Origin of the sequence: Edaphobacter dinghuensis (assembly GCF_014640335.1) — a bacterium.
GTDB lineage: Bacteria > Acidobacteriota > Terriglobia > Terriglobales > Acidobacteriaceae > Edaphobacter > Edaphobacter dinghuensis.
Window position 1 is genome coordinate 568,097 of the sequence record NZ_BMGT01000001.1, and the last position, 18,856, is coordinate 586,952.

Annotated in this window: 12 protein-coding genes; 5 read left to right on the forward strand and 7 right to left on the reverse strand. The window is 60.3% G+C overall.

Features of this window, described 5'->3' with window-relative positions; translation table 11 throughout:
- Positions 1 to 3 precede the first annotated feature (3 nt).
- On the reverse strand, positions 4 to 600 hold the full coding sequence (ruvA, locus tag IEW09_RS02205) for a Holliday junction branch migration protein RuvA (RefSeq protein WP_188552508.1): 597 nt from the start codon (positions 598 to 600) through the stop codon (positions 4 to 6).
- A gap of 187 nt (positions 601 to 787) precedes the next feature.
- Here ruvA and IEW09_RS02210 point away from each other — a divergent pair, with 187 nt between their 5' ends.
- Positions 788 to 2,536, forward strand: a complete 1,749-nt coding sequence (locus IEW09_RS02210) for a glycoside hydrolase family 28 protein (protein WP_229739027.1) — start codon at positions 788 to 790, stop codon at positions 2,534 to 2,536.
- Between the two features lie 71 nt (positions 2,537 to 2,607).
- Here the strand turns inward: IEW09_RS02210 and IEW09_RS02215 are convergent, their stop codons facing one another.
- Together IEW09_RS02215 and IEW09_RS02220 are read right to left on the reverse strand one after the other, a co-directional pair.
- Complete coding sequence (locus tag IEW09_RS02215) at positions 2,608 to 5,943, reverse strand: TonB-dependent receptor (protein WP_188552509.1); 3,336 nt, start codon at positions 5,941 to 5,943, stop codon at positions 2,608 to 2,610.
- Between the two features lie 313 nt (positions 5,944 to 6,256).
- Complete coding sequence (locus IEW09_RS02220) at positions 6,257 to 8,914, reverse strand: TonB-dependent receptor (RefSeq protein WP_188552510.1); 2,658 nt, start codon at positions 8,912 to 8,914, stop codon at positions 6,257 to 6,259.
- 378 nt (positions 8,915 to 9,292) lie between these two features.
- Between IEW09_RS02220 and coaBC the strand changes: the two genes are divergently transcribed.
- From coaBC to IEW09_RS02240, 4 genes are all read left to right on the forward strand, one after another.
- On the forward strand, positions 9,293 to 10,540 hold the full coding sequence (gene coaBC, locus IEW09_RS02225) for a bifunctional phosphopantothenoylcysteine decarboxylase/phosphopantothenate--cysteine ligase CoaBC (protein WP_188552511.1): 1,248 nt from the start codon (positions 9,293 to 9,295) through the stop codon (positions 10,538 to 10,540).
- Positions 10,541 to 10,979: 439 nt separating this feature from the next.
- A complete protein-coding gene (panB, locus tag IEW09_RS02230; protein ID WP_188552512.1) occupies positions 10,980 to 11,903 on the forward strand; it encodes a 3-methyl-2-oxobutanoate hydroxymethyltransferase in 924 nt (307 codons plus the stop codon).
- A 147-nt stretch (positions 11,904 to 12,050) separates the two neighbouring features.
- The gene (panC, locus tag IEW09_RS02235) at positions 12,051 to 12,884 is read left to right on the forward strand and encodes a pantoate--beta-alanine ligase (protein ID WP_188552513.1); all 834 of its coding nucleotides are present in this window, start codon (positions 12,051 to 12,053) and stop codon (positions 12,882 to 12,884) included.
- A 378-nt stretch (positions 12,885 to 13,262) separates the two neighbouring features.
- The gene (locus tag IEW09_RS02240) at positions 13,263 to 14,585 is read left to right on the forward strand and encodes a GGDEF domain-containing protein (RefSeq protein ID WP_188552514.1); all 1,323 of its coding nucleotides are present in this window, start codon (positions 13,263 to 13,265) and stop codon (positions 14,583 to 14,585) included.
- A gap of 106 nt (positions 14,586 to 14,691) precedes the next feature.
- On the opposite strand, the gene IEW09_RS02245 is transcribed toward IEW09_RS02240, so the two are convergent.
- The 4 genes from IEW09_RS02245 to IEW09_RS02260 all read right to left on the reverse strand — a co-directional run bounded on the left by IEW09_RS02245 (position 14,692) and on the right by IEW09_RS02260 (position 18,660).
- Positions 14,692 to 14,889, reverse strand: a complete 198-nt coding sequence (locus IEW09_RS02245; protein ID WP_188552515.1) for a Thivi_2564 family membrane protein — start codon at positions 14,887 to 14,889, stop codon at positions 14,692 to 14,694.
- Between the two features lie 279 nt (positions 14,890 to 15,168).
- Positions 15,169 to 15,690 (reverse strand): DUF4126 family protein, encoded by a 522-nt coding sequence (locus IEW09_RS02250; RefSeq protein WP_188552516.1) that lies wholly within the window; start codon positions 15,688 to 15,690, stop codon positions 15,169 to 15,171.
- A 353-nt stretch (positions 15,691 to 16,043) separates the two neighbouring features.
- Positions 16,044 to 17,309, reverse strand: a complete 1,266-nt coding sequence (glyA, locus tag IEW09_RS02255; protein WP_188552517.1) for a serine hydroxymethyltransferase — start codon at positions 17,307 to 17,309, stop codon at positions 16,044 to 16,046.
- 157 nt (positions 17,310 to 17,466) lie between these two features.
- Positions 17,467 to 18,660: an alpha/beta hydrolase gene (locus IEW09_RS02260; protein WP_188552518.1), complete on the reverse strand. Its 1,194-nt coding sequence runs from the start codon at positions 18,658 to 18,660 to the stop codon at positions 17,467 to 17,469.
- Between the last annotated feature and the right edge of the window lie 196 nt (positions 18,661 to 18,856).

Genomic DNA, 18,856 nt, shown 5'->3' on the forward strand with positions numbered 1-18,856 from the left:
TTTTTACCGAATCGCCGCCATCGCCGCCCGAAACAGCGTCTCGAAGTCATGCGCCGCAGCAGCATCTTTCCCAATCGCTGTCTCAATCGCCTTCTGCGCAATCGGCCGAGGATAGCCAAGGTTCACCAGCGCCGAAAGCACATCGTCTCCGGCAGGCCCATGATGCACACCCGAAGCGTCAGCGACCGGCACAGCCATATCGTCGAGCTTGTCCTTCAGCTCCAGCACCACACGCTCGGCAGTCTTTTTACCGATACCCGGAATCTTCGTCAGCGAAGCGTGATCGCCCGAACGAATCGCCGTCACCAGCCGGTCGGCAGCAATGCCGCTCAACACCGTAATCGCCAGCTTCGGCCCAATGCCGCTGATCGTCAGCAGCTTCTCGAACAGTCGCTTCTCCTGCGTCTCCGCAAAACCGAACAACGAAATCTGGTCTTCACGAACATGCGTGTAGATGTGCAGCGAGGTCTCCGCACCCTCCACCGGAAGACTGGTAAACGTAGCCACGGAGATCGTGACCCCGTAGCCGACACCAGCACAATCAACAACAGCTTCATTCGGACTCTTGGAGAGAAGGCGGCCTCGGAGATGGGCGATCATACTTCGCTGATTGTATCGAAGCGGCGCTGTGACGTTTGTCTCTAAAAAAACGCCTCCGTTGGAATTCAACAAAAAGCCTCTTTTATTTTTCTATATGCAAAAAATTATTTTTATATTTTATTGACGAGCGAATTTTCCGACGCATACACTCGGGTCAACCTGATTGGCATCTGCAAGGAGTTACCTTTTGAACGACGACGTTCGTATCCCGACAAACAGTAAACAGATGACCCGCCGCCAATGGCTGGGAGCAGTCCCCGTTCCGGCAATGGCAGCCATCGCAGGCGCAGGCCTGTTGACCGAGCGAGCAGCAGCCCAGCCCGGCATCGTAAAAAACACAGGCGACGATCTCGGAACACGCATCTACAACGTGCGCAGCTTCGGCGCCAAAGGCGATGGCACCACGCTCGACACCGCCGCCGTACAGGCAGCCATCGACGCTTGCAACAAAGACGGAGGAGGAACCGTGCTTGTGCCCGCCGGAACCTTTCTCATCGGCACCGTCGAGTTGCGCAGCCACGTCACCCTGCACATCGCCGCCGCAGGCAAGCTGCTCGGCAGCACCAACGGCAAGGACTACCACGCAGTCGACGCCATCCCCCTCAAGGGAGACTCCACACTCGAGGACGGCAACTGGGCGCTGCTGTTCGCAGTCAACGCTGCGCACGTCTCCATCGAAGGCCCCGGAACCATCGACGGCCAGGGCACGGCCTTCCACTCCAAGGTGCACGGAACTCCGCCGCCCAGCGGCCTGGGAGGAGACTTTCGGCCCTATCATGTGCTGGTCTACCGCTGCGACGACTTCGCCGTGCGCAACATCTCGCTACTCGACGGCGCCTATCACAGCATCCGCGTCATCCAGAGCAAGCGCGTCCAGATGGACGGCATCTACATCCACAACCGCGTCAACGGAAACAACGACGGCTTCCACTTCATCAGCGCCGAATACGTCACCGTCAGCAATTGCACCATCAAATCGCAGGACGACGCCTGCGCCATGTTCGGAAGCTGCCGCTTCATCACCATCACCAACAGCTCATTCAGCACGCGCTGGTCGGTCTTCCGCTTCGGCGGCGGCACCGCGGAGAACATCACAGTCTCCAACTGCCTCTTGTACGAGGTCGACGGGTGCCCCATCAAGCTCCACGCAGCCCCCGGAACGCGCCTCGAAAATATCTCCTTCTCGAACCTCATCCTGCAGGAGGTCACTGGCCCCATCAACATCAGCGTCGGCCCAGGCGAGCCAAAACCCGGAGCCGCAGCGCAAACCGGCGGCGGAGAACAAGGAGCTCTCTCCAGGGAAAAGCTGCCCGCCATCGTGCGTAACATCTCCTTCAGCAACATCCACGGCACCGTGACCACCAACCCGCCGCAACTCTCCGAGGCCTCCGTCACCAGCGGATTCCGCCCCGGCGAGGGACACTCCTGCATCACGCTGAACTGTGTCGCCGGATCGACGCTCGAAAACATCTCCTTCGACGACGTACATCTCACCTTCGGCGGCGGCGGCACCGCCGAGGAAGCAGCCCGCCGCGATCTGCCGCCTTACGCAGGCGAGTACTTCGCACTCGGGCCGATGCCCGCCTACGGCTTCTACGCGCGCAACGCAAAGGGCATCACGCTCAGCAACGTTCGCCTGCAGGTGGCAACGCCGGACCTTCGCCCCGCACTGGTCCTCGACCACGTCGAAGACGCAGCCGTCAACGGCTTCAGCGTGCAGGGAAACACCGAGGCAGAGTCCGTCCTGCGCTTCATCGACACCAGCCAGGTGTTGATAACAGCCGCCCGCGTACTGACGCCATCCTCACCCTTCCTCCAGCTCGAAGGCACAGCCAACGAAAGCATCATCCTCGATGGCGGCGACCTGTCGCGAGCAGCAAAGGCCGTCACCTACCACAACGGCGCCACCTCCAAAGCAATTAAAGTGCGCGAGTAAACACCGCAAAAAACACGATCAGGCGCGAGAACATCGCGCCTGACCATAACCAGAACAACACAGCAAAGACCCTAGAAGTGGTACCGCAGCGCAAACTCCAGAATCCGTGGATCGGTAGCCGCCGTGGCCTGCCCATAATTGCTCGCACCGAAGTTCGTGCCAATGGTGGTGAAGTTCGTGTGGTTGAAGATGTTGAACGCCTCCGAGCGGAACTCGAAGAAGTTCGACTCGCTGATGTGGAACTCCTTATAGAGCGACATATCGAAGACCACCAGACCCGGCCCCTGAATACTGCCCGTCGCTCCATTGCCGTAGAAGCCCGCCGCCGGGGCACGGAATGCCGCCGTGTTGAACCACTCCGCCTTCGTCTTCGGCCCATGAATGCTGGTGCCCGGAACGCGGTCGGCCCGCACTGCGTTGCCCTGAGTGGAGGTGCTGAGTCCCGGCGACAGCGAAGTGCCGCTGCGCAATGTCGTGATGTCCGAGAGCTTCCAACCGCCCAGCACGCCGCCCTTGAAGCCCTTGGCCTCACGCAAAAACGGCAGGTTGTAGATCGCCGTCACTGAGAGCGACTGCGGGAAGTTCAGCCCCTCGGCGTTGCCGTAGTAGCGCGAAGGATTGTAAGGATCGATGGCGCTGAACGTACCGCTGACGTGATCGGTAAGGTCATGCGACCACGTATAGGCAACCGTAAGGAAGAGATTCTCCGTTACCGGATGACGCAGGCTCAGCTCCAGCGCATTCCAGTTCTGGTTCTGCCGCGATGTATACGTCGTAATCGCCGCATACCCAAGATAGGGCGCGAACTTATACGGCGTGACCTTGCCGGTATTGATGCTCGGGTCGAAGTCGTAGATCCCCGTATGCGGAGCAGCGTTGTAGTTCCACGTGCCAACCAGATGCCGGGCCTGGCTCGACGCCCCGGTAGCCGAAGCGATCCAGTTGCGCGCAAACTCGTGCTGCAGGCTCAGGCTGTAGGTGTGCACCTGCGTCGCCTGAATGTTTTGGTCAGCAGCGGTAATGGCGCTGATGGTCGCCGCCTTCGCGGTTCCCGTGCCTACCGGATTGGGAAAGCTGGCGTTCTGTAAATTCGCCGACTGCAACCGAGGCGGATTAATCGCGCAGTTAAACGAGCAGTCCTGGTTGGTAAAGATGCGCGTATAGGTAATGCCGTAGCCTCCGCGCAGCGACGTCTTGCCATCGCCAAACACATCCCACGCAAAGCCCGCGAGTGGGCCTGCATACCAGATGTGATTATTCGAGAAGCTGTTCGGCAGCCCGTTGGTGCCATTGGTCACAAGCCCGTTCAACGGGTTATACGCCGGTGTCACGGTGATGGTCGCATCATTGTTGACGATCGGGACATTCGCCGGATTGAACGCCGACGGAATGAAGTTCGTCTCCGACTGCGGCGGCCCATAGGGCAGCGGCATATGGAACAGGCGAATGCCCGCCGTCAGCGTAAGGTTCCGCGTCAGGTTGATGCGGTCTTCCACATACGGCGAGATCTCCATCCCATGCACCGCCACGCGCGGCTGGTCGCTGGTCTGCGTAAACGTCGCCGCCTTGCCGAACAAAAAGTCCGCAAGCGCATCGTCCTGCGTCACGCCAGACTTGCCTGGCGACGTGGCCGCGCCGGTAAAGGTGAACTGCCCATTGGTCGCGCTGCCCGGATTCTGACGTTTGGTATTGAAGACGATGGTGATGCCCGCCTGGAAGAAGTTGCGGCCATGCAGCCAGCTCCAGTCATCGCCCACCGTATCGTCGAGATCGGCCGCATGAGTCAACGGACGTGCCGCTGCGATACCCTGCGGTGCAATACCGCCGCTGAACGTCACCAGCGGAAGCCGGTTGGAGAGATAGCCGTTATAAGGCAGCGAAGTCTGGAAGCCCGGCACCTGATCGACAAAAGCAGTCCCGGTAAGGTTCAAGTCCAGGTCGAAGATGTTCATGGCAATGCTCGTCGTATTGACCATGTTCGGCGTCAGAATCTGCGTCAGTGCAAGCTGCGCCAGCTTGTTGTGCGTGTAGTCCGTCTCGCCGTTCGTGTCGAAGACCTCGCCCGACTGCGATCCGCTCAGCGAGTTCTGCGCATACTTCTGATACTCATCGAGGTACTCGCCCAGCAGGTGGAAACGAGCATTGAAGTTGTGATCGATCTTGATCTCGTCGTCGCGCTGTACCGTCACCTGTCCCTTGGGATTGATGTAGTTCGTGCTCCCGCCGCTCGAGTAGTTCGGCAGCGGATACAGCGCATTCAGAAACGCCGTCGAGTTCGGATTGATCTCAGCCGACGGAATCACATACTGGCCCGCGCCGTTTTTCGGCACCGCAACACCCGTGTTCGGATCGATGATCTCCGAGTTGAAGATTCCGGCACGCTGATTGGCCGTTGGAGTCACACCCGTCAAATTGGTCGGAACCTGGTGCAGAATCACGCCCTGCTGGCTCCAGAAGAAGAACGTCTTCTCCTTGTTCGTGTTGTACAGATGCGGAATGAACAACGGGCCGCCGATGTTATAGCCGAAGATGTTCTGTTTGTAAGGCAGCACCGAGGTCGCAAAGTACGGCTTCGAGTTCAGCGCATCGTTGCGGAAGAACTCCCACGCGCCGCCATGAAAGCTGCTGGTTCCACTCTTGGTCTGCAGCAGCACCACCGAGGCGCCCATCAGGCTGTAGCGCGCGCTGTAGTTGTTCTGCAGCACGCGAACCTCTTCAATCGAATCCGGGTTCGGAATCACCGAGGTCTGGTTCATATTGCCGGTGTTCTCGTTCCACACGCCGTCCAGCGCATAAAACGTTCCGCTCTGCGCCAGCCCGTTTACCGAAAGCGCATTGTTCGTGGCTCGACCACCAGTCGTCAGTGCCACACCGGCCGAGGTGTTCTGCACGCCTGGCATCAGCGTCGCCAGTCCCTGATAGTTCCGTCCATTGATCGGCAAAGTCGAGACCTGCGCCGCATCCACCGATGCCGCATTCTCAATCGTCGCCGTCTCCACCTGCACCGCGTTGGCCGACACCGTCACCGACGTCGACGCCGAACCCAGCTGCAGCGTTCCGTTGACCGTCGCCGTCGTCGCCGGATGCAACACAATACCGGTCAGCGTGTAGGTCTGAAAGCCGGCGCTGGCGATGCTGACCGTATACGTCCCCACCGGAAGCCCCGGAGCGATAAAGCTGCCGTCGCCATTGGACTGAATCACCATGTCCGTCTTGGTCCCATCGTTATGCACCGTGACGCTCGCATTGGCAACAATGGCGCCGGTCGCATCGGTCACGCTTCCGGCAATCGTCGCCGTGGTCGACAACTGCGCCTCGAGTATGGGAGCAAAGGCACACGAGAGCACCAGAACCATCAGAGCGGCCAGCGAACGAAGAAAAACGACGGAGGGGCGACGAAGGACCATAAATTCCTCTATTTCAATGGATAAACATTTCCCGTGTGGCTGACTTTACAAGACGCTAATTCCCCATGTCAACGAAATTCGCACAAATGGCAGGACCTCTCGAGACCTCCCTTCCCCCAAAACACCCCACACAAAAGCACGTCATCTCGACCGAAGGCGTGCAGCTTTATCGCACGCCGCAGCGGAGAGACCCCTGTATTTTTCCTTTGCTTTTGCAGTTTTCGCCATTGCCCCACACCCACTTAAAAAAGAAAAGCCCTCCCTCGCAACAAACTGCGAGGGAGAGGCTTCGGAGGAAAGTTACTACGCTAAGCTACCGCCCCGGCGAGAAGCCGAAGGTCACCGACAGAATGATGCTGCGTCCGGGCAGCAGGTTGGGGTTGTCGGCCAGGTTCACTCCCCCGGTGTAGCCCGGAGAAGATGTCGTCGTTCCCACAAACGGGTTCGTATAGGTCAGTCCGCCTGAGGTAAACGTCGCTGGCACCAACGCTCCTCCCGGAGTCACGCTGGTAATGTTGTGCGAGTTCATCAGGTTGTTGACGCTCAGCCTGATCTTGGTCTGATCGAAGTGCGATCCGCCCCGAATCGTGTAGTTGATATACGCATTGCTGACGTTGTACGGATCGTCGCGCAGCTGGTTATGGTAGGCGCCGTTGTCCTCCCACTTCGAGCCGACGCGCTTGTTGAAGATGCCGACGTTCCATCCCTTGTCCTGGTAGGTCACGCCCTCAGCTTCGGTGTCGCTCGGCGCCTGTGCAACCCACAGTCCCGAGGGGGCCTTCACCGCCAGCGGATTATTGGTGGTGCCGCTCGGGCTATAGGCAGTCAACGTACCGACATAAGTAGCCTTGCCGCGGGTTCCGTTGAGATAGAGGCTAAGCCCATGTCCCAGCGCAACGCTGGTCTCGAACTCACCGCCCAGCGTAATCGAGCTCGGCGAGATGTACTGGATCGACTCGCCGAACAGCGCCGAGTTGGGATCGTTGTCGGTCGATGATGAATAGCCGTTCTGGAAGCGCGTGTGATAGAAGTCCGCATCGAAGGTAACGCGCTGCAGCTTCAGCACTGTACCCGTCTGATACGTCGTCGAGGTCTGCGGCTTGGGCGGCGTTCCCACCAGCGCTCCCGCTACGTCGTAGACGCTGCTCGGAGGAACGACGCTTCCCGTCGAACCCTGCCCATACACCGACCAGTTCGGCTTGATGCGATAGTTTGCATCGAGCGACGGCAGCCACGAGTGGTAATTCACCGAGTTGCTCACCGACGTAAACGGCACGCCTGTAATCGGATTGGTGCTGCCGATCTTGCCGCCGTTATCGGCATACTGCGTAAGGTCCATGGTGTAGAACGCGAACTTGAGGCCGGCCGTCACGCTCAGCTTTTTGGTAGCCAACCACTCATACTCGCCATAGGGCTGGTAGGAGTTGGTCCAGAACTTCTCGCTGAAGTTGGGCAGAACATCGTCCTTCAACGTAAAGGGATTCGAAGGAATCTGGTGGCGGTTGGTCGCGGCCCACTCATACCAGATGCCGGTACGGAAGATGCCATGGCTCGAGGTCTGGCTGACGGCCAGCGTCTCGCCATACTTGCGATAGCTGTTGTACTTGTCGACGGCGCACGGGCTGATCTTCTTCACCGGCGTGCCGCAGACGGTCGGGTTGATCGGAGCGCCGCCCTTGGGCTGCTTCGCGTAGTACTGCGAGTTGTCGTAGTTGTACGTGTAGGGCTTGAAGTCGAGGCTCCAGCTATGTGCCAGCTGCGAGTTGACGCCTACGTACTCGAAGTCCGTAGGAACATGGTAGTGGTTGTACTTGTAATAGTTCGCCTGCGTGGTGTCCGTGTTCTGCAGCAGGTAGTTGTCGCCCAAGGCCAGAATCTGAGCGCGCGTCGAGGAAAGGTTGGGCGAGTTGGCATCCAGCCAAATCACGCCGCTAAAGCCCGTCAGCACCGTCTTATCCGACAACCGGTACTGATACTTCAGCGAGCCCGCGTTGCGCGTCTGATAGTTGAAGGTCTGGTAGCCGTCCGACGACATGTGGTGCACATCGACAAAGAGGTTCGATTTTTTGCTGGCTCCGCCGAAGTCGCCGGAGTTGAAGCTGCCATCGAACAGCACAGTGTTGAAGCTGCCGTACGAGAAGCCGCCGCGAATGTTGCGCTCCGACGGCATCTGCTTCGAGAGCAGATGGATCGAGCCGCCAAACGGCGTAGGCCCGATGGTCGAGGCCGTTCCCGGGCTGCGGTCGAAGTCTACTCCGCCGATCCACTGCGAGGGAAAGAACGCCCACGAGTGATGCGAAGGCGTATTGGTGTCGTAGAACGGGATGCCGTCGAAGTCGATGTCGTAGTCGCCATCGATAAAGCCGCGGAAGTTGGTCGTGCTCTGGCCAAGGCCCACGCCGTTTGAGTTCGTGGTCTCGGTGCCCGGCACCAGCGCAACCAGTTCGCCGAAGTCAGCCGTCGGCGCGGTGTAGTTCTGAATGAAGGTGGTGTTCACCTCGGTGCGCGCCGAGCGCTCGTCGAGCGGCGCATCCATCGGCGCCAGCTTCGCCGCAATCGAGGTCGTGCCTCCGGCATCGACCGTCACCTGCTGCGAAAAGTTGCCGAGGCTCAGCGAGAACGTGAGGTTCTTCGGCTGATTGGCCACAATCCTCACCCCTTGCTGTACCGCAATCGAAAAGCCCGGTGCCGAAACCGAGACGGTATAGAGGCCCGCCGGCACATCGCTGATCGAGAAGCGGCCCGCGGAGTCCGCATTGGCCTTGCGCGAAAAGTTGCTCGAATCGCTCTTCAGCAGCACCGTCGCCGTATCCAGCATGTTGCCGCCCGGATCGGCCACGGTCCCCGTCACGGTGCTTGAGCCCGAGACAGTCTGGGCAAACAGTGAGCGAGATTGAATAGGAGCGAAGAACGGAAGCGAAAGAATTGCGGTGAGAGCCAGGGTACACGTGCGTCGTGGCGTCAAAGACATCAAGGAGGTTGCCTCTTAAATTTTGAAATTAATATTTGCTGGCTTCGAGTGTGAAAGCGACACATGACAGCAAAGTGAACACCATGTTGCAGTTGCGTTACTTTTCACCCAAACGCAACCCAGCACAAACAAAATTCCAAATCCCTGCAATAAAACACGTCATCAACCCAGACGGGTACGAAGACGAGCACAAAGACAGGTACAAAGCCGGGTGCCCCATGTCCCGCCTCTGGGACATGGGTTGAACCACCACCACACCATCCCAAAGTCACGTCATCTCGACCGCAGCAAAGCAGACCCAGCACAAAGCACCCAAGTGCAAACCCCCGCACGACTATGAGACCATCCCCTTTGGAAAGTTTTTGGGAGTAAAGACATATGTGCGCCCAGCGCCTCAAGGTCACGGTCGGAGTCACAGGAGGCATCGCCGCCTATAAATCGGTAGAGTTGGTCCGGCTCCTGCAGGACGCAGGCTACGATCCCCATGTCGTCATGACCCGCGCCGCCGAAGAGTTCCTTCGCCCCCTCACCTTCGCCGCCATCACCGGCCATAAGGTCATCACCAGCCTCTGGAGCGAAGACGCCGGCATTGGCTCCGATTCGGACGAGTCCGGCATCGAGCACATCAACGAAGCTCAAACCACACAGGCCCTCATCGTCGCTCCCGCCACCGCGCATGTGCTCGCCAAATTCGCCCACGGCCTCGCCGACGACTTCCTCTCCACCATGTACCTCGCGACCACTGCGCCCGTCATCATGGCCCCCGCAATGAACGTTAATATGTGGAACCACCCAGCGACCCGCGCCAACGTCGAAAGCCTTCGCGCTCGCGGCGTAACGTTCGTCGAACCCGGCAGCGGCCATCTCGCCTGCGGCATGGTCGGCGGCGGACGCCTCGCCGACAACACGGCAATCCTCGCAACCCTGCAATCCGTCCTCGCCTCAACTAACGCCTCAAGCAACACCTCGATCGACGACCTCACCGGCGAAACCATCCTCATCACCGCCGGAGGCACGCGCGAGGCCATCGACCCGGTACGCTTCATCGGCAACCGCTCCAGCGGACGCATGGGCTTCGCCATCGCCGAAGCCGCCCGCCGCCGCGGAGCCCGCGTCATCCTCATCGCCGCGCCCACCGCCATCGCTCCCCCGGCAGGCTGCGAGGTCGTCTGCGTCACCTCCGCCGCAGAGATGCAGGCCGCCGCACTCAAACATCTCCACGAAGCCACCATCGTCATCATGGCCGCAGCCGTAAGCGACTACACCGTAAAAGCCGCCACACAAAAACTAAAGCGCGACCAATCCCGCATCCTAGAGCTAGAACCCACCACCGACATCCTCCGCGAACTCTCCACCCGCAGAAACCCCGGCACCCTCGTCATCGGCTTCGCCGCCGAAACCGAAGACCTCCTCGCCAACGGCCGCGCCAAGCTCGAGCGAAAAAGCATAGACGCCATCGTCGTCAACGACGTCTCCTCCCCCAATCTCGGCTTCGACTCGCAAAACAACGCAGGCACCATCCTCACCAAAGCCACCGAAGTAGCCATCCCTCCCACCACCAAAGCCGCCATGGCCGAACGCATCCTCGACGAGATCAAAAAGCTACGCACCCAACCCAACTCGTAGCTAAGAACCGAACCCAACTGGGTGCCCATGTCCCGCTTCTGGGACATGGGTTGAACCACCATACATCACTTCCAACCGCACACCTCCCTTGTTTGTCATTCCCGAAGGGAATCTGCGTTTACTCGAATCACCAAAACGACATCTGGAGGATCCCGCCACAAAAAGCCACGTCATCTCGACCGAAGGCGTGCAGCTTTATCGCACGCCGCAGTGGAGAGACCCCTGTATTTCGCCGTTGCCGTTGCCTGTTCTTAAAATCCGCGACAACCCGCGCCCATCCGCAGTCGGCTTTCGCGCCGAACCACCACCCCCGGCCAGACTTGCCGTGCGACTTTACGGCGCGTACCCTTAAAAAGCTGCCGGAGAAACCCCGGCGACAGGTGGTATCCAGCCAAAGCTGCAATCCGCAGCACACGGCGGAGCTGCACTGGAGATTGCAATGAGCCTCACAACGTTTCGCCCCTCGGCCCCCGAGCGCACCGCCAAAGGTGCATCGCCAGAACGCGACAGCGCCGCCAAGGTCACCGTCCCCTCCCTCCTCGATAAAAAGCTCTCCCGCCAGCCCATCACCGTGGTCACGGCATACGACTACGCCAGCGCCCGCCTCGTCGATGAGGTCGGCCTCGACGTCATCCTCGTCGGCGACTCTCTGGCCATGGTCATGCAGGGTCACGAGAACACGCTGGCCATCACCATGGACGAGATGCTGCTCTACACCCGCGGCGTGCGCCGTGCCGTCCGCCGCGCCCTGCTCGTCTCCGACATGCCCTTCGGCAGCTACCACGTCGACGACCGCGAAGGAGTAGCCAACGCACTCCGCTTCGTCAAAGAGGCCGGAGCCGAGGCCGTCAAAGTCGAAGGCGGCCGCGAGCGCACCGCGCTGGTGCGCCGCATCGTCGACGCCCAGGTGCCGGTCATGGGCCACCTCGGCCTCACCCCGCAGAGCGTCCACCGCATGGGCGGCTACAAGGTTCAAGGCAAAACTCTGGCGGCAATCGAAGACCTGCGCGCCGACGCGCTCGCGCTCGAAGACGCAGGCTGCTTCGCCATCGTGCTCGAAGGCGTCCCCCGCGAGCTGGCCAAAATGGTCACCGCAGAGCTGCACATCCCCACCATCGGCATCGGCGCCGGTCCCGACTGCGACGGCCAGGTCCTCGTCCTCCACGACATGATGACGATGACCTTCTCGCCCCCGGCCAAGTTCGTCCGCCGCTACGCCGACGTCTCCACCGTCATGCGCGAGGCCCTCGGCAACTACAAGCACGACGTCGAGACACGCGACTTCCCCTCCGACGCCGAAAGCTACCACCTCTCGCAGGAGACACGCGACCGCCTGGCAGCCCTCGCCGAAAAAGCCGGGTGATGGAACCAGCCCAGAACTACGTCATCTCGACCGAAGCAACGGACAGCTTTATCGTCCGTTACGTAGCGGAGAGACCCCTGTATTTCGCATTTGCCGTTGCCTGTTCTTCTCATCAACAGAAATAACCAACCCGGATAACCTCAAAGCATGAAGACCATAGAAACCGTAGCCGAGATGCAGCACCTCTGCCGCAGCCTCCGCGCCGACCGCGCTCCCCTCGGCCTCGTCCCCACCATGGGCGCGCTGCACGCCGGTCACCTCTCGCTCGTCCGCCGCGCCAAATCCGAGTGCGCCTCCGTCGCCGCCACCATCTTCGTCAACCCGCTCCAATTCGGTCCCAACGAAGACCTCGCCAAATATCCGCGTACCTTCGACGAAGACTGCCGCCAGCTCGCAGCCGCAGGCGTCGACCTCCTCTTCGCTCCCACCCCAGCCGAGATGTACCCCTCCGGCGCAGCCACCACCATCAGCATCATCGGCATCGGCGACCGGCTCGACGGAGCCTCCCGCCCCGGCCACTTCACCGGCGTAGCCACCGTCGTCGCCAAGCTCTTCCACATCGCCGCCCCCCACCGCGCCTACTTCGGCCAAAAAGACGCCGCACAGCTCGCCGTTCTGCGGCAGATGACCCGCGACCTCAACTTCGACCTCGAGATCATCGGCTGCCCCATCGTCCGCGACGCCGACGGCCTCGCCCTCAGCAGCCGCAACAAATATCTAAGCGACTCCGAACGCATCGAAGCCCTCGCCCTCAGCCGCGCCCTCCAACGCATCGAGCAGGCCATCGCCCACGGCGAGCGGCAAAGCGATCGCCTCATCCAGCAAGCGCTGCCGGAACTGACCAACGTAAAACTCGACTACCTGGCCACCGTAGACGCCCAAACCCTGCTACCCGTCACGACGGTAGAACCGGGAACGCTGATCGCCGTAGCAGCCTGGGTAGGCCAAACCCGTCTGATCGACAACCTGCTGGCCGATTAGCCCAACCCAAAACACATCACCTGCCCATTACGCTACCCTAAAGTCACATCACCTCGACCGAAGGCGGCGTACTTTCCGCCGCAGGGGAGAGACCCATGTATTTCGCACTTTTCCCTCGCCCTAAAGCTTCCACCCAACCAGCCGATAAGCTCTTGTGGGCCCCGTCGCGCATCTATACTGATAACTATTTTGAAAGAAATAACTCTAAAGTTGCAGAAAGCTGGCTCTGCGCCGCATACCCGACTGTGACAGACTAATCAGAATCGGCTATCTCGCTCTAAGAGGTAATTAAAACAGTTACTTGACTAGAATTTAAGGAGAGCCTCCGCAGACGGATCAGCCCAGGTTCTGGCCAGTGTTTGGGAACGGCGGTTTTTTATGGAGTCCAATTCAATCCACAACCAGGTCACCAGAGAGATCGAGCGTCTCTCCGGTGTGAAGTTGGAGTGGCCCAAACTGCCCCCGATGCTCGAGGAGCGCTTTGAGCAGAACATCGCCCAGCAGCGCGCCACCCACCTGTGGTATCAGGGCTTCATCGCCATCGTCCTGTTCGACATCTTTGCCCTCATCGACTACTTCATCGGTGACGGCGCCAGTTGGCGCGCCATCATCCTGCGTGTCGCCGTCATCACGCCGCTCGCGCTTCTGGTCAACGCCACCATGCGCTGGAACCCCGGCAAGATCTACCGCGAAACCAGCGTCGCCGTAGTCATCATCCTGGTCGGCCTCTCCGAGCTCTACATCGGGGCTGGCAGAAGCTCCGCCGCCTCGGCCTATGCGCAGGCCGGACTCATCATCGCCATCCTCTTCGCCAACCTGGTCATGCGCCTGCCCTTCAGCTACGCGTTCAGCACTTCAGTTGTCCTGTTTGCGGGCGACCTCGTCTTCTTCCACTTCGACCACTTTCTCACCCCCTCCGAGCGTACACTGGGGCTTACGCTCACCGGTTTCTCCACCCTCATGTCGATGGTTGCGAACTTCAGCTTCGGCAGACACCTGCGCCTCGTCTACCTCATGCTGCTGCGCAACGAGATGCAGAGTGAAGAGCTGGCCTTCGTCAACGCCGAGCTGCATCGCATCTCCAGCCGCGACAACCTCACCGGCCTCGCCAACCGCCACTCCTTCGAGCTCTACTGCGGCACCCTCTGGCAGCAGACCATGACCGAAGGCACACTGCTCTCAGCCATCGTCATCGACATCGACCGCTTCAAAGCGGTCAACGACCTGCGCGGCCACCTCTACGGCGACAAGGTGCTCACCCGTGTCGCCTCGCTGCTGCAACAGTCCCTGCGCGGCAAAGACGACTTCGCCGCCCGCTTCGGTGGCGAGGAGTTCGTCGTCCTGCTTCCCCAGACCTCGCAGCGCTCCGCTCTGATCGTCGCCGAGCGTATCCGCAAACTGGTCGAAGTCGCCGGCTCCCCCGCAGTCGAGGCAGCCGAGCCCGGCACCGTCATGCCGACCACCGTAAGCTGCGGCGTCGCCACCTGTCTTCCCGGCGAAGGCTACTGCATCGAAGACCTGCTCGAAGCCGCCGACAAGGCGCTCTACGAAGCCAAGCGCAGCGGTCGCAACCGTGTCTGCGCCGGCGAGGTCTCCGCCACAGGCAGCTCGCACCGCCCCGAAGAGATGTCCGGAAACCGCATCGGCGCCCAAAGCGAATCGAACCTGCGCGCCACCGCCCGCAAAGTCCTCTGGGGCTAAGCCACCCATCACCCCAAAACCACGTCATCTGCACCCACCCAAGCCGGGTGCCCCATGTCCCGCATTTGGGACATGGGTTGCCTCCCATCACACCACCCCAAAACCCTCACCGCAGCATATGCCCATGCCCAATCGGTCCCAGCAGGCCAAACGATTGCAGCAGCCAGATAATCACAGCCAGGATCACCACCACGCGAATGATCTGCTTGATGGTTCCGTCCATAGGAATCAGCCCGATCAGATACAACAGCAGGCCAATCACAATAAGTGTCACAATGACGCTGATAAGCGTAGGCGTAAGCATAGGGCATCGTCCTCTTCGAAATAGCTTCCTCGATCTGAGATGCCGGAAACCCGCTCCCCGCCGTGCCCGATGACCCACTTAATCCAAAACCACGTCACCTCGACCGAAGACGGGTGCCCCATGTCCCGTCTTTGGGACATGGGTTGAATCACCACAAGGCACGTCATCTCGACCGAAGGCGAAGCCGGAGTGGAGAGACCCCTGTATTTGCACTTGCTGTTGCTTGTTCTTACAATCCGCGACAAGCGACGTCCCGGTGCAGATCGCCGTTACCCCAACCTACCCAGTCACAATCCCCAGCGCCAGCACAGCGAACCCCACCGTCACCAGGTCTTCTGCCACCGCCACCGGCCAGTCTTTGCTGCCCGACCGCATCACGATCTCGCGCCGAATCAGGTATCCCCCGAACGCGCCCACCAGCGCCCCGCCCACTCCGAGAATCACGCCCTCGAACTCCGACCCATTCAAACTGGCCGCAACGATGCCTCCCGCCAGCCCGCCCAGCAGAATCCGCGCCATCAGTGGTCCGGGCGACGTCCGGTCAGGAATCCGCGGCATCTTGTCAGCCACCAGCTCGCTCACCGCCAGCACGGTAAAGACAACCGCCGTCGCCAGCTTTGCCGTCCAGGACGCCCACCCATCCACCGGCAGATATCCGGTGTAGGCAAACCAGCAGATCACCGCCATCGGCGTAAATGTCCGCATCCCGGTCGCAGCCCCAAGCAGGGGGATTGCCACGATCCAAGCCATCACCGCCATCGCCATCGCTGCTCCTCGCCGCGCCGACTCTTGCGAGACCAAGAGTACAACGTTCTCTCCACCAAAAGCACATCATTCCAACCGAAAGCCAAGACAAGTCAAAGCCGGGTACAAAGCCGGGCGCCCCATGTCCCGCCCTTGGGACATGGATTGAACCACCCATCACCCCATCCAGGAAACCCACATCATCTCAACAGAAGGCCCAGCAATAAAGCACGTCATCTCGACCAAAGGCGTGCGGCTTATCGCACGCCGCAGTGGAGAGCCCCTTGTATCTCGTCTTTCCCCAAACCCCAAAAACCACTCATGCAATGACGTATCGCCCAACCAAAAAGCCGCGTGACCGGAGACCTTCGCCTCCCATCACGCGGCTCTGAACAAAAACCTACAGCCCGTTACGACTTGTGCAGCCAGCCATACAGCGGAAACTTGTTGGCCAGCTCGCCCACCTGCCCGCGAATCTTGGCTAGCCTCGCCTCATCCGTACGATGCTCCAGCGCCTCGTTGATCCACTGGGCGATGGTACGCATCTCCGCCTCTTTCATCCCGCGCGTCGTCAGCGCAGGAGTGCCGATGCGAATGCCGCTCGGCTTCATCGGCGGATTCGTATCGTACGGAATCGCATTCTTGTTCACCGTGATCCCCGCCGCACCGAGAGCGTTCTCCGCCTCCGAGCCCAGAATCCCCTTCTGGAAGACATCGACCAGCATCAGGTGCGTGTCCGTACCACCCGAGATGATGCGGTAACCCTCACCCGCCAGTGCCTCGGCCAACACCTTCGCATTCGCCACCACCTGCTTGGCATAGGTAGCAAACTCAGGCTGCAAAGCCTCTTTGAACGCCACTGCCTTGGCCGCAACAATGTGCATCAGCGGCCCGCCCTGCTGGCCGGGAAACACGCTGCGGTCCACATTCGCCGCAAACTCCTGACGGCACAAAATCATGCCCGCGCGTGGCCCGCGCAGCGTCTTGTGCGTGGTCGTCGTCACAATATGCGCGTGCGGCACCGGCGAAGGATGCACGCCGCCCGCCACCAGACCGGCAAAGTGTGCCATATCGACGACAAAGTACGCTCCCACCTTGTCCGCAATCGCGCGCATCCGCGCAAAGTCAAACTGCCGCGGATAGGCGCTGCCACCGCCGATAATCATCTTCGGCTTCTCGCGCTCGGCCGTCGCCTCAAGCTCGTCATAGTCAATCGTCTCGGTGTCCTTGCGAACCTGGTAGCCGACCACGCGATACAGCTTGCCGGAGAAATTCAGCTTGTGGCCATGGGTCAAATGTCCGCCATGAGCAAGGTCAAGCCCCAGAATGCAATCACCCGGCGTCAGGATCGACATATAAGCCGCCGCATTGGCCTGCGAGCCGGAGTGCGGCTGCACGTTCGCATGTTCCGCGCCGAAGAGCTGCTTCGCACGGTCGCGCGCAATGTTTTCGACCACATCGGCGTACTCACAACCGCCGTAATAACGCTTGCCGGGATACCCCTCGGCATACTTGTTCGTGAAGACCGTCCCTGCGGCCTCCAACACGGCGCGGCTGACAAAATTCTCCGAAGCGATCATCTCCAGCCCTTCATGCTGGCGAATGACCTCGTGCTCGATCTGCGCGGAGATATCGGGGTCCGCGGCGGCAAGGTTTGCGTTGAAATCAATGGGCATGGCTCTATTTTATGTCACGCAGCATCTCTTACCACGCAGCATCTCAATGCATCGCTACAAAACACGTCATCTCGACCGAAGGCGAAGCCGGAGTGGAGAGACCCCTGTATTTCGCTTTTAAATCCACACCCACCCGCGCCAATCCACGGTCGCTCTTCTATCCACCCACCTCCCGCAACCGCTTAAACGCCCCATAAACAAACGACCCCAGATACCACCCATCCAGATACTTATAAGGAGTCTCGCCCGTCGTATAGTGCCCGCACGGCAGCACCTTCGACACATAATCCACACAATGCCGATCGAAGTTCGCCAGCACATCCAGCGAAAACTCGCGCAGAAACGTCAGGTCGTACGTCGCATGCACCACCAGCGCCCGCTTCGGATTGGCCGCAAACCGCTCCATATAAGACATCGGGCTGATCCCGGTAAAGATCTGCCGCACGGTATCCTGCGTCAGCCCCGCCTGCTCGAACGCCTCGCGAATATGCCGCGTGCTCTGCCCCGTCCACACCACATCGCCAAACCACGTCGAGGCATGATTGAACGCGCACACCTTCAGCCGCGCATCGTGCGCCGCCGCGATAAACGCATAGCAGCTCCCCAGGCTCGTACCCAGCACGCCAAACTGCTCATACCCCTCGGACTCCAGCCAATCCAGGCAGCTCCGAATATCCACCACCGCCTGACGACACGCCTCGGTCGTCCGCCCCACATTCGCGCTCACCGCATAGTCCGACCGCTCCAGCTCCGCCGGCCGCCGAATGTCATGAAACGGCTTCGACAGCCGCAGCGCCGAAATTCCGAAGCGGTTAAAAAGCGTGCAAAGCGCATTGTGGCTGAAGGCGTCCGCATTCCACTGCGGCATCACGATGATGGCCTGCTTCGGCTTCCCTGCCTGTTTTTCTGGCGCCGTCGGATACCACCGCGCATTCACCACATCGTTCTCTGGATAGCGCGTCCGCACCGCCGACGTAAACCGCAGAAACTCCGCCGTCTCCAACTCACCCGCCGCCGCCTGCCGCTTCAGCTCCGCATCCTGCGCCAGCGTCTCCGGCCGTACATTGGTAGGAAACAACTGCGGATGCCGCATCTCCAGACGAAAGTCCGTAGGCGTCTCATACCCAAAAAACTCATCGGCACGCGCAACAATGTCCTGATTGACCGCAATCATGCGCTCAAGCCCGGCCAGCCCGTCATCCTCCTCAGCCGAAGCCGCCGCAGCCAGCGGGCTGAAGTCCGCCAGCCAGTCAAACCCCCACTCCAACGGCCTCACAATTCGGTTCGTATCGCGAGTGGTAAGCGCATACTCCCAGTCATACATCCACTTCGCATAAAGACTTTGCGGCATCTCTCAAGTTTAGCAATCCACAATACCAACTCGATCAAAGACAGGCACAAAGCCGGGTGCCCCATCTCCCGCTGTTGGGACATGGGTTGAACCACCACAAAATCAAGTCATCCTAACAGAAGCCCGAGCCACAAAAGCACGTCATCTCGACCGGAGGCGTGCGGCCTTATCGCACGCCGCAGTGGAGAGACCCCTG

What these genes read in the sequence shown, in the direction of transcription:
- IEW09_RS02220 (WP_188552510.1), bottom strand. Translation starts at nt 8,914, where the DNA reads ATGTCTTTGACGCCACGACGCACGTGTACCCTGGCTCTCACCGCAATT.
- IEW09_RS02245 (WP_188552515.1), bottom strand. Translation starts at nt 14,889, where the DNA reads ATGCTTACGCCTACGCTTATCAGCGTCATTGTGACACTTATTGTGATT.
- IEW09_RS02260 (WP_188552518.1), bottom strand. Translation starts at nt 18,660, where the DNA reads ATGCCGCAAAGTCTTTATGCGAAGTGGATGTATGACTGGGAGTATGCG.
- glyA (WP_188552517.1), bottom strand. Translation starts at nt 17,309, where the DNA reads ATGCCCATTGATTTCAACGCAAACCTTGCCGCCGCGGACCCCGATATC.
- panC (WP_188552513.1), top strand. Translation starts at nt 12,051, where the DNA reads ATGAAGACCATAGAAACCGTAGCCGAGATGCAGCACCTCTGCCGCAGC.
- IEW09_RS02215 (WP_188552509.1), bottom strand. Translation starts at nt 5,943, where the DNA reads ATGGTCCTTCGTCGCCCCTCCGTCGTTTTTCTTCGTTCGCTGGCCGCT.
- coaBC (WP_188552511.1), top strand. Translation starts at nt 9,293, where the DNA reads ATGTGCGCCCAGCGCCTCAAGGTCACGGTCGGAGTCACAGGAGGCATC.
- panB (WP_188552512.1), top strand. Translation starts at nt 10,980, where the DNA reads ATGAGCCTCACAACGTTTCGCCCCTCGGCCCCCGAGCGCACCGCCAAA.
- ruvA (WP_188552508.1), bottom strand. Translation starts at nt 600, where the DNA reads ATGATCGCCCATCTCCGAGGCCGCCTTCTCTCCAAGAGTCCGAATGAA.
- IEW09_RS02240 (WP_188552514.1), top strand. Translation starts at nt 13,263, where the DNA reads ATGGAGTCCAATTCAATCCACAACCAGGTCACCAGAGAGATCGAGCGT.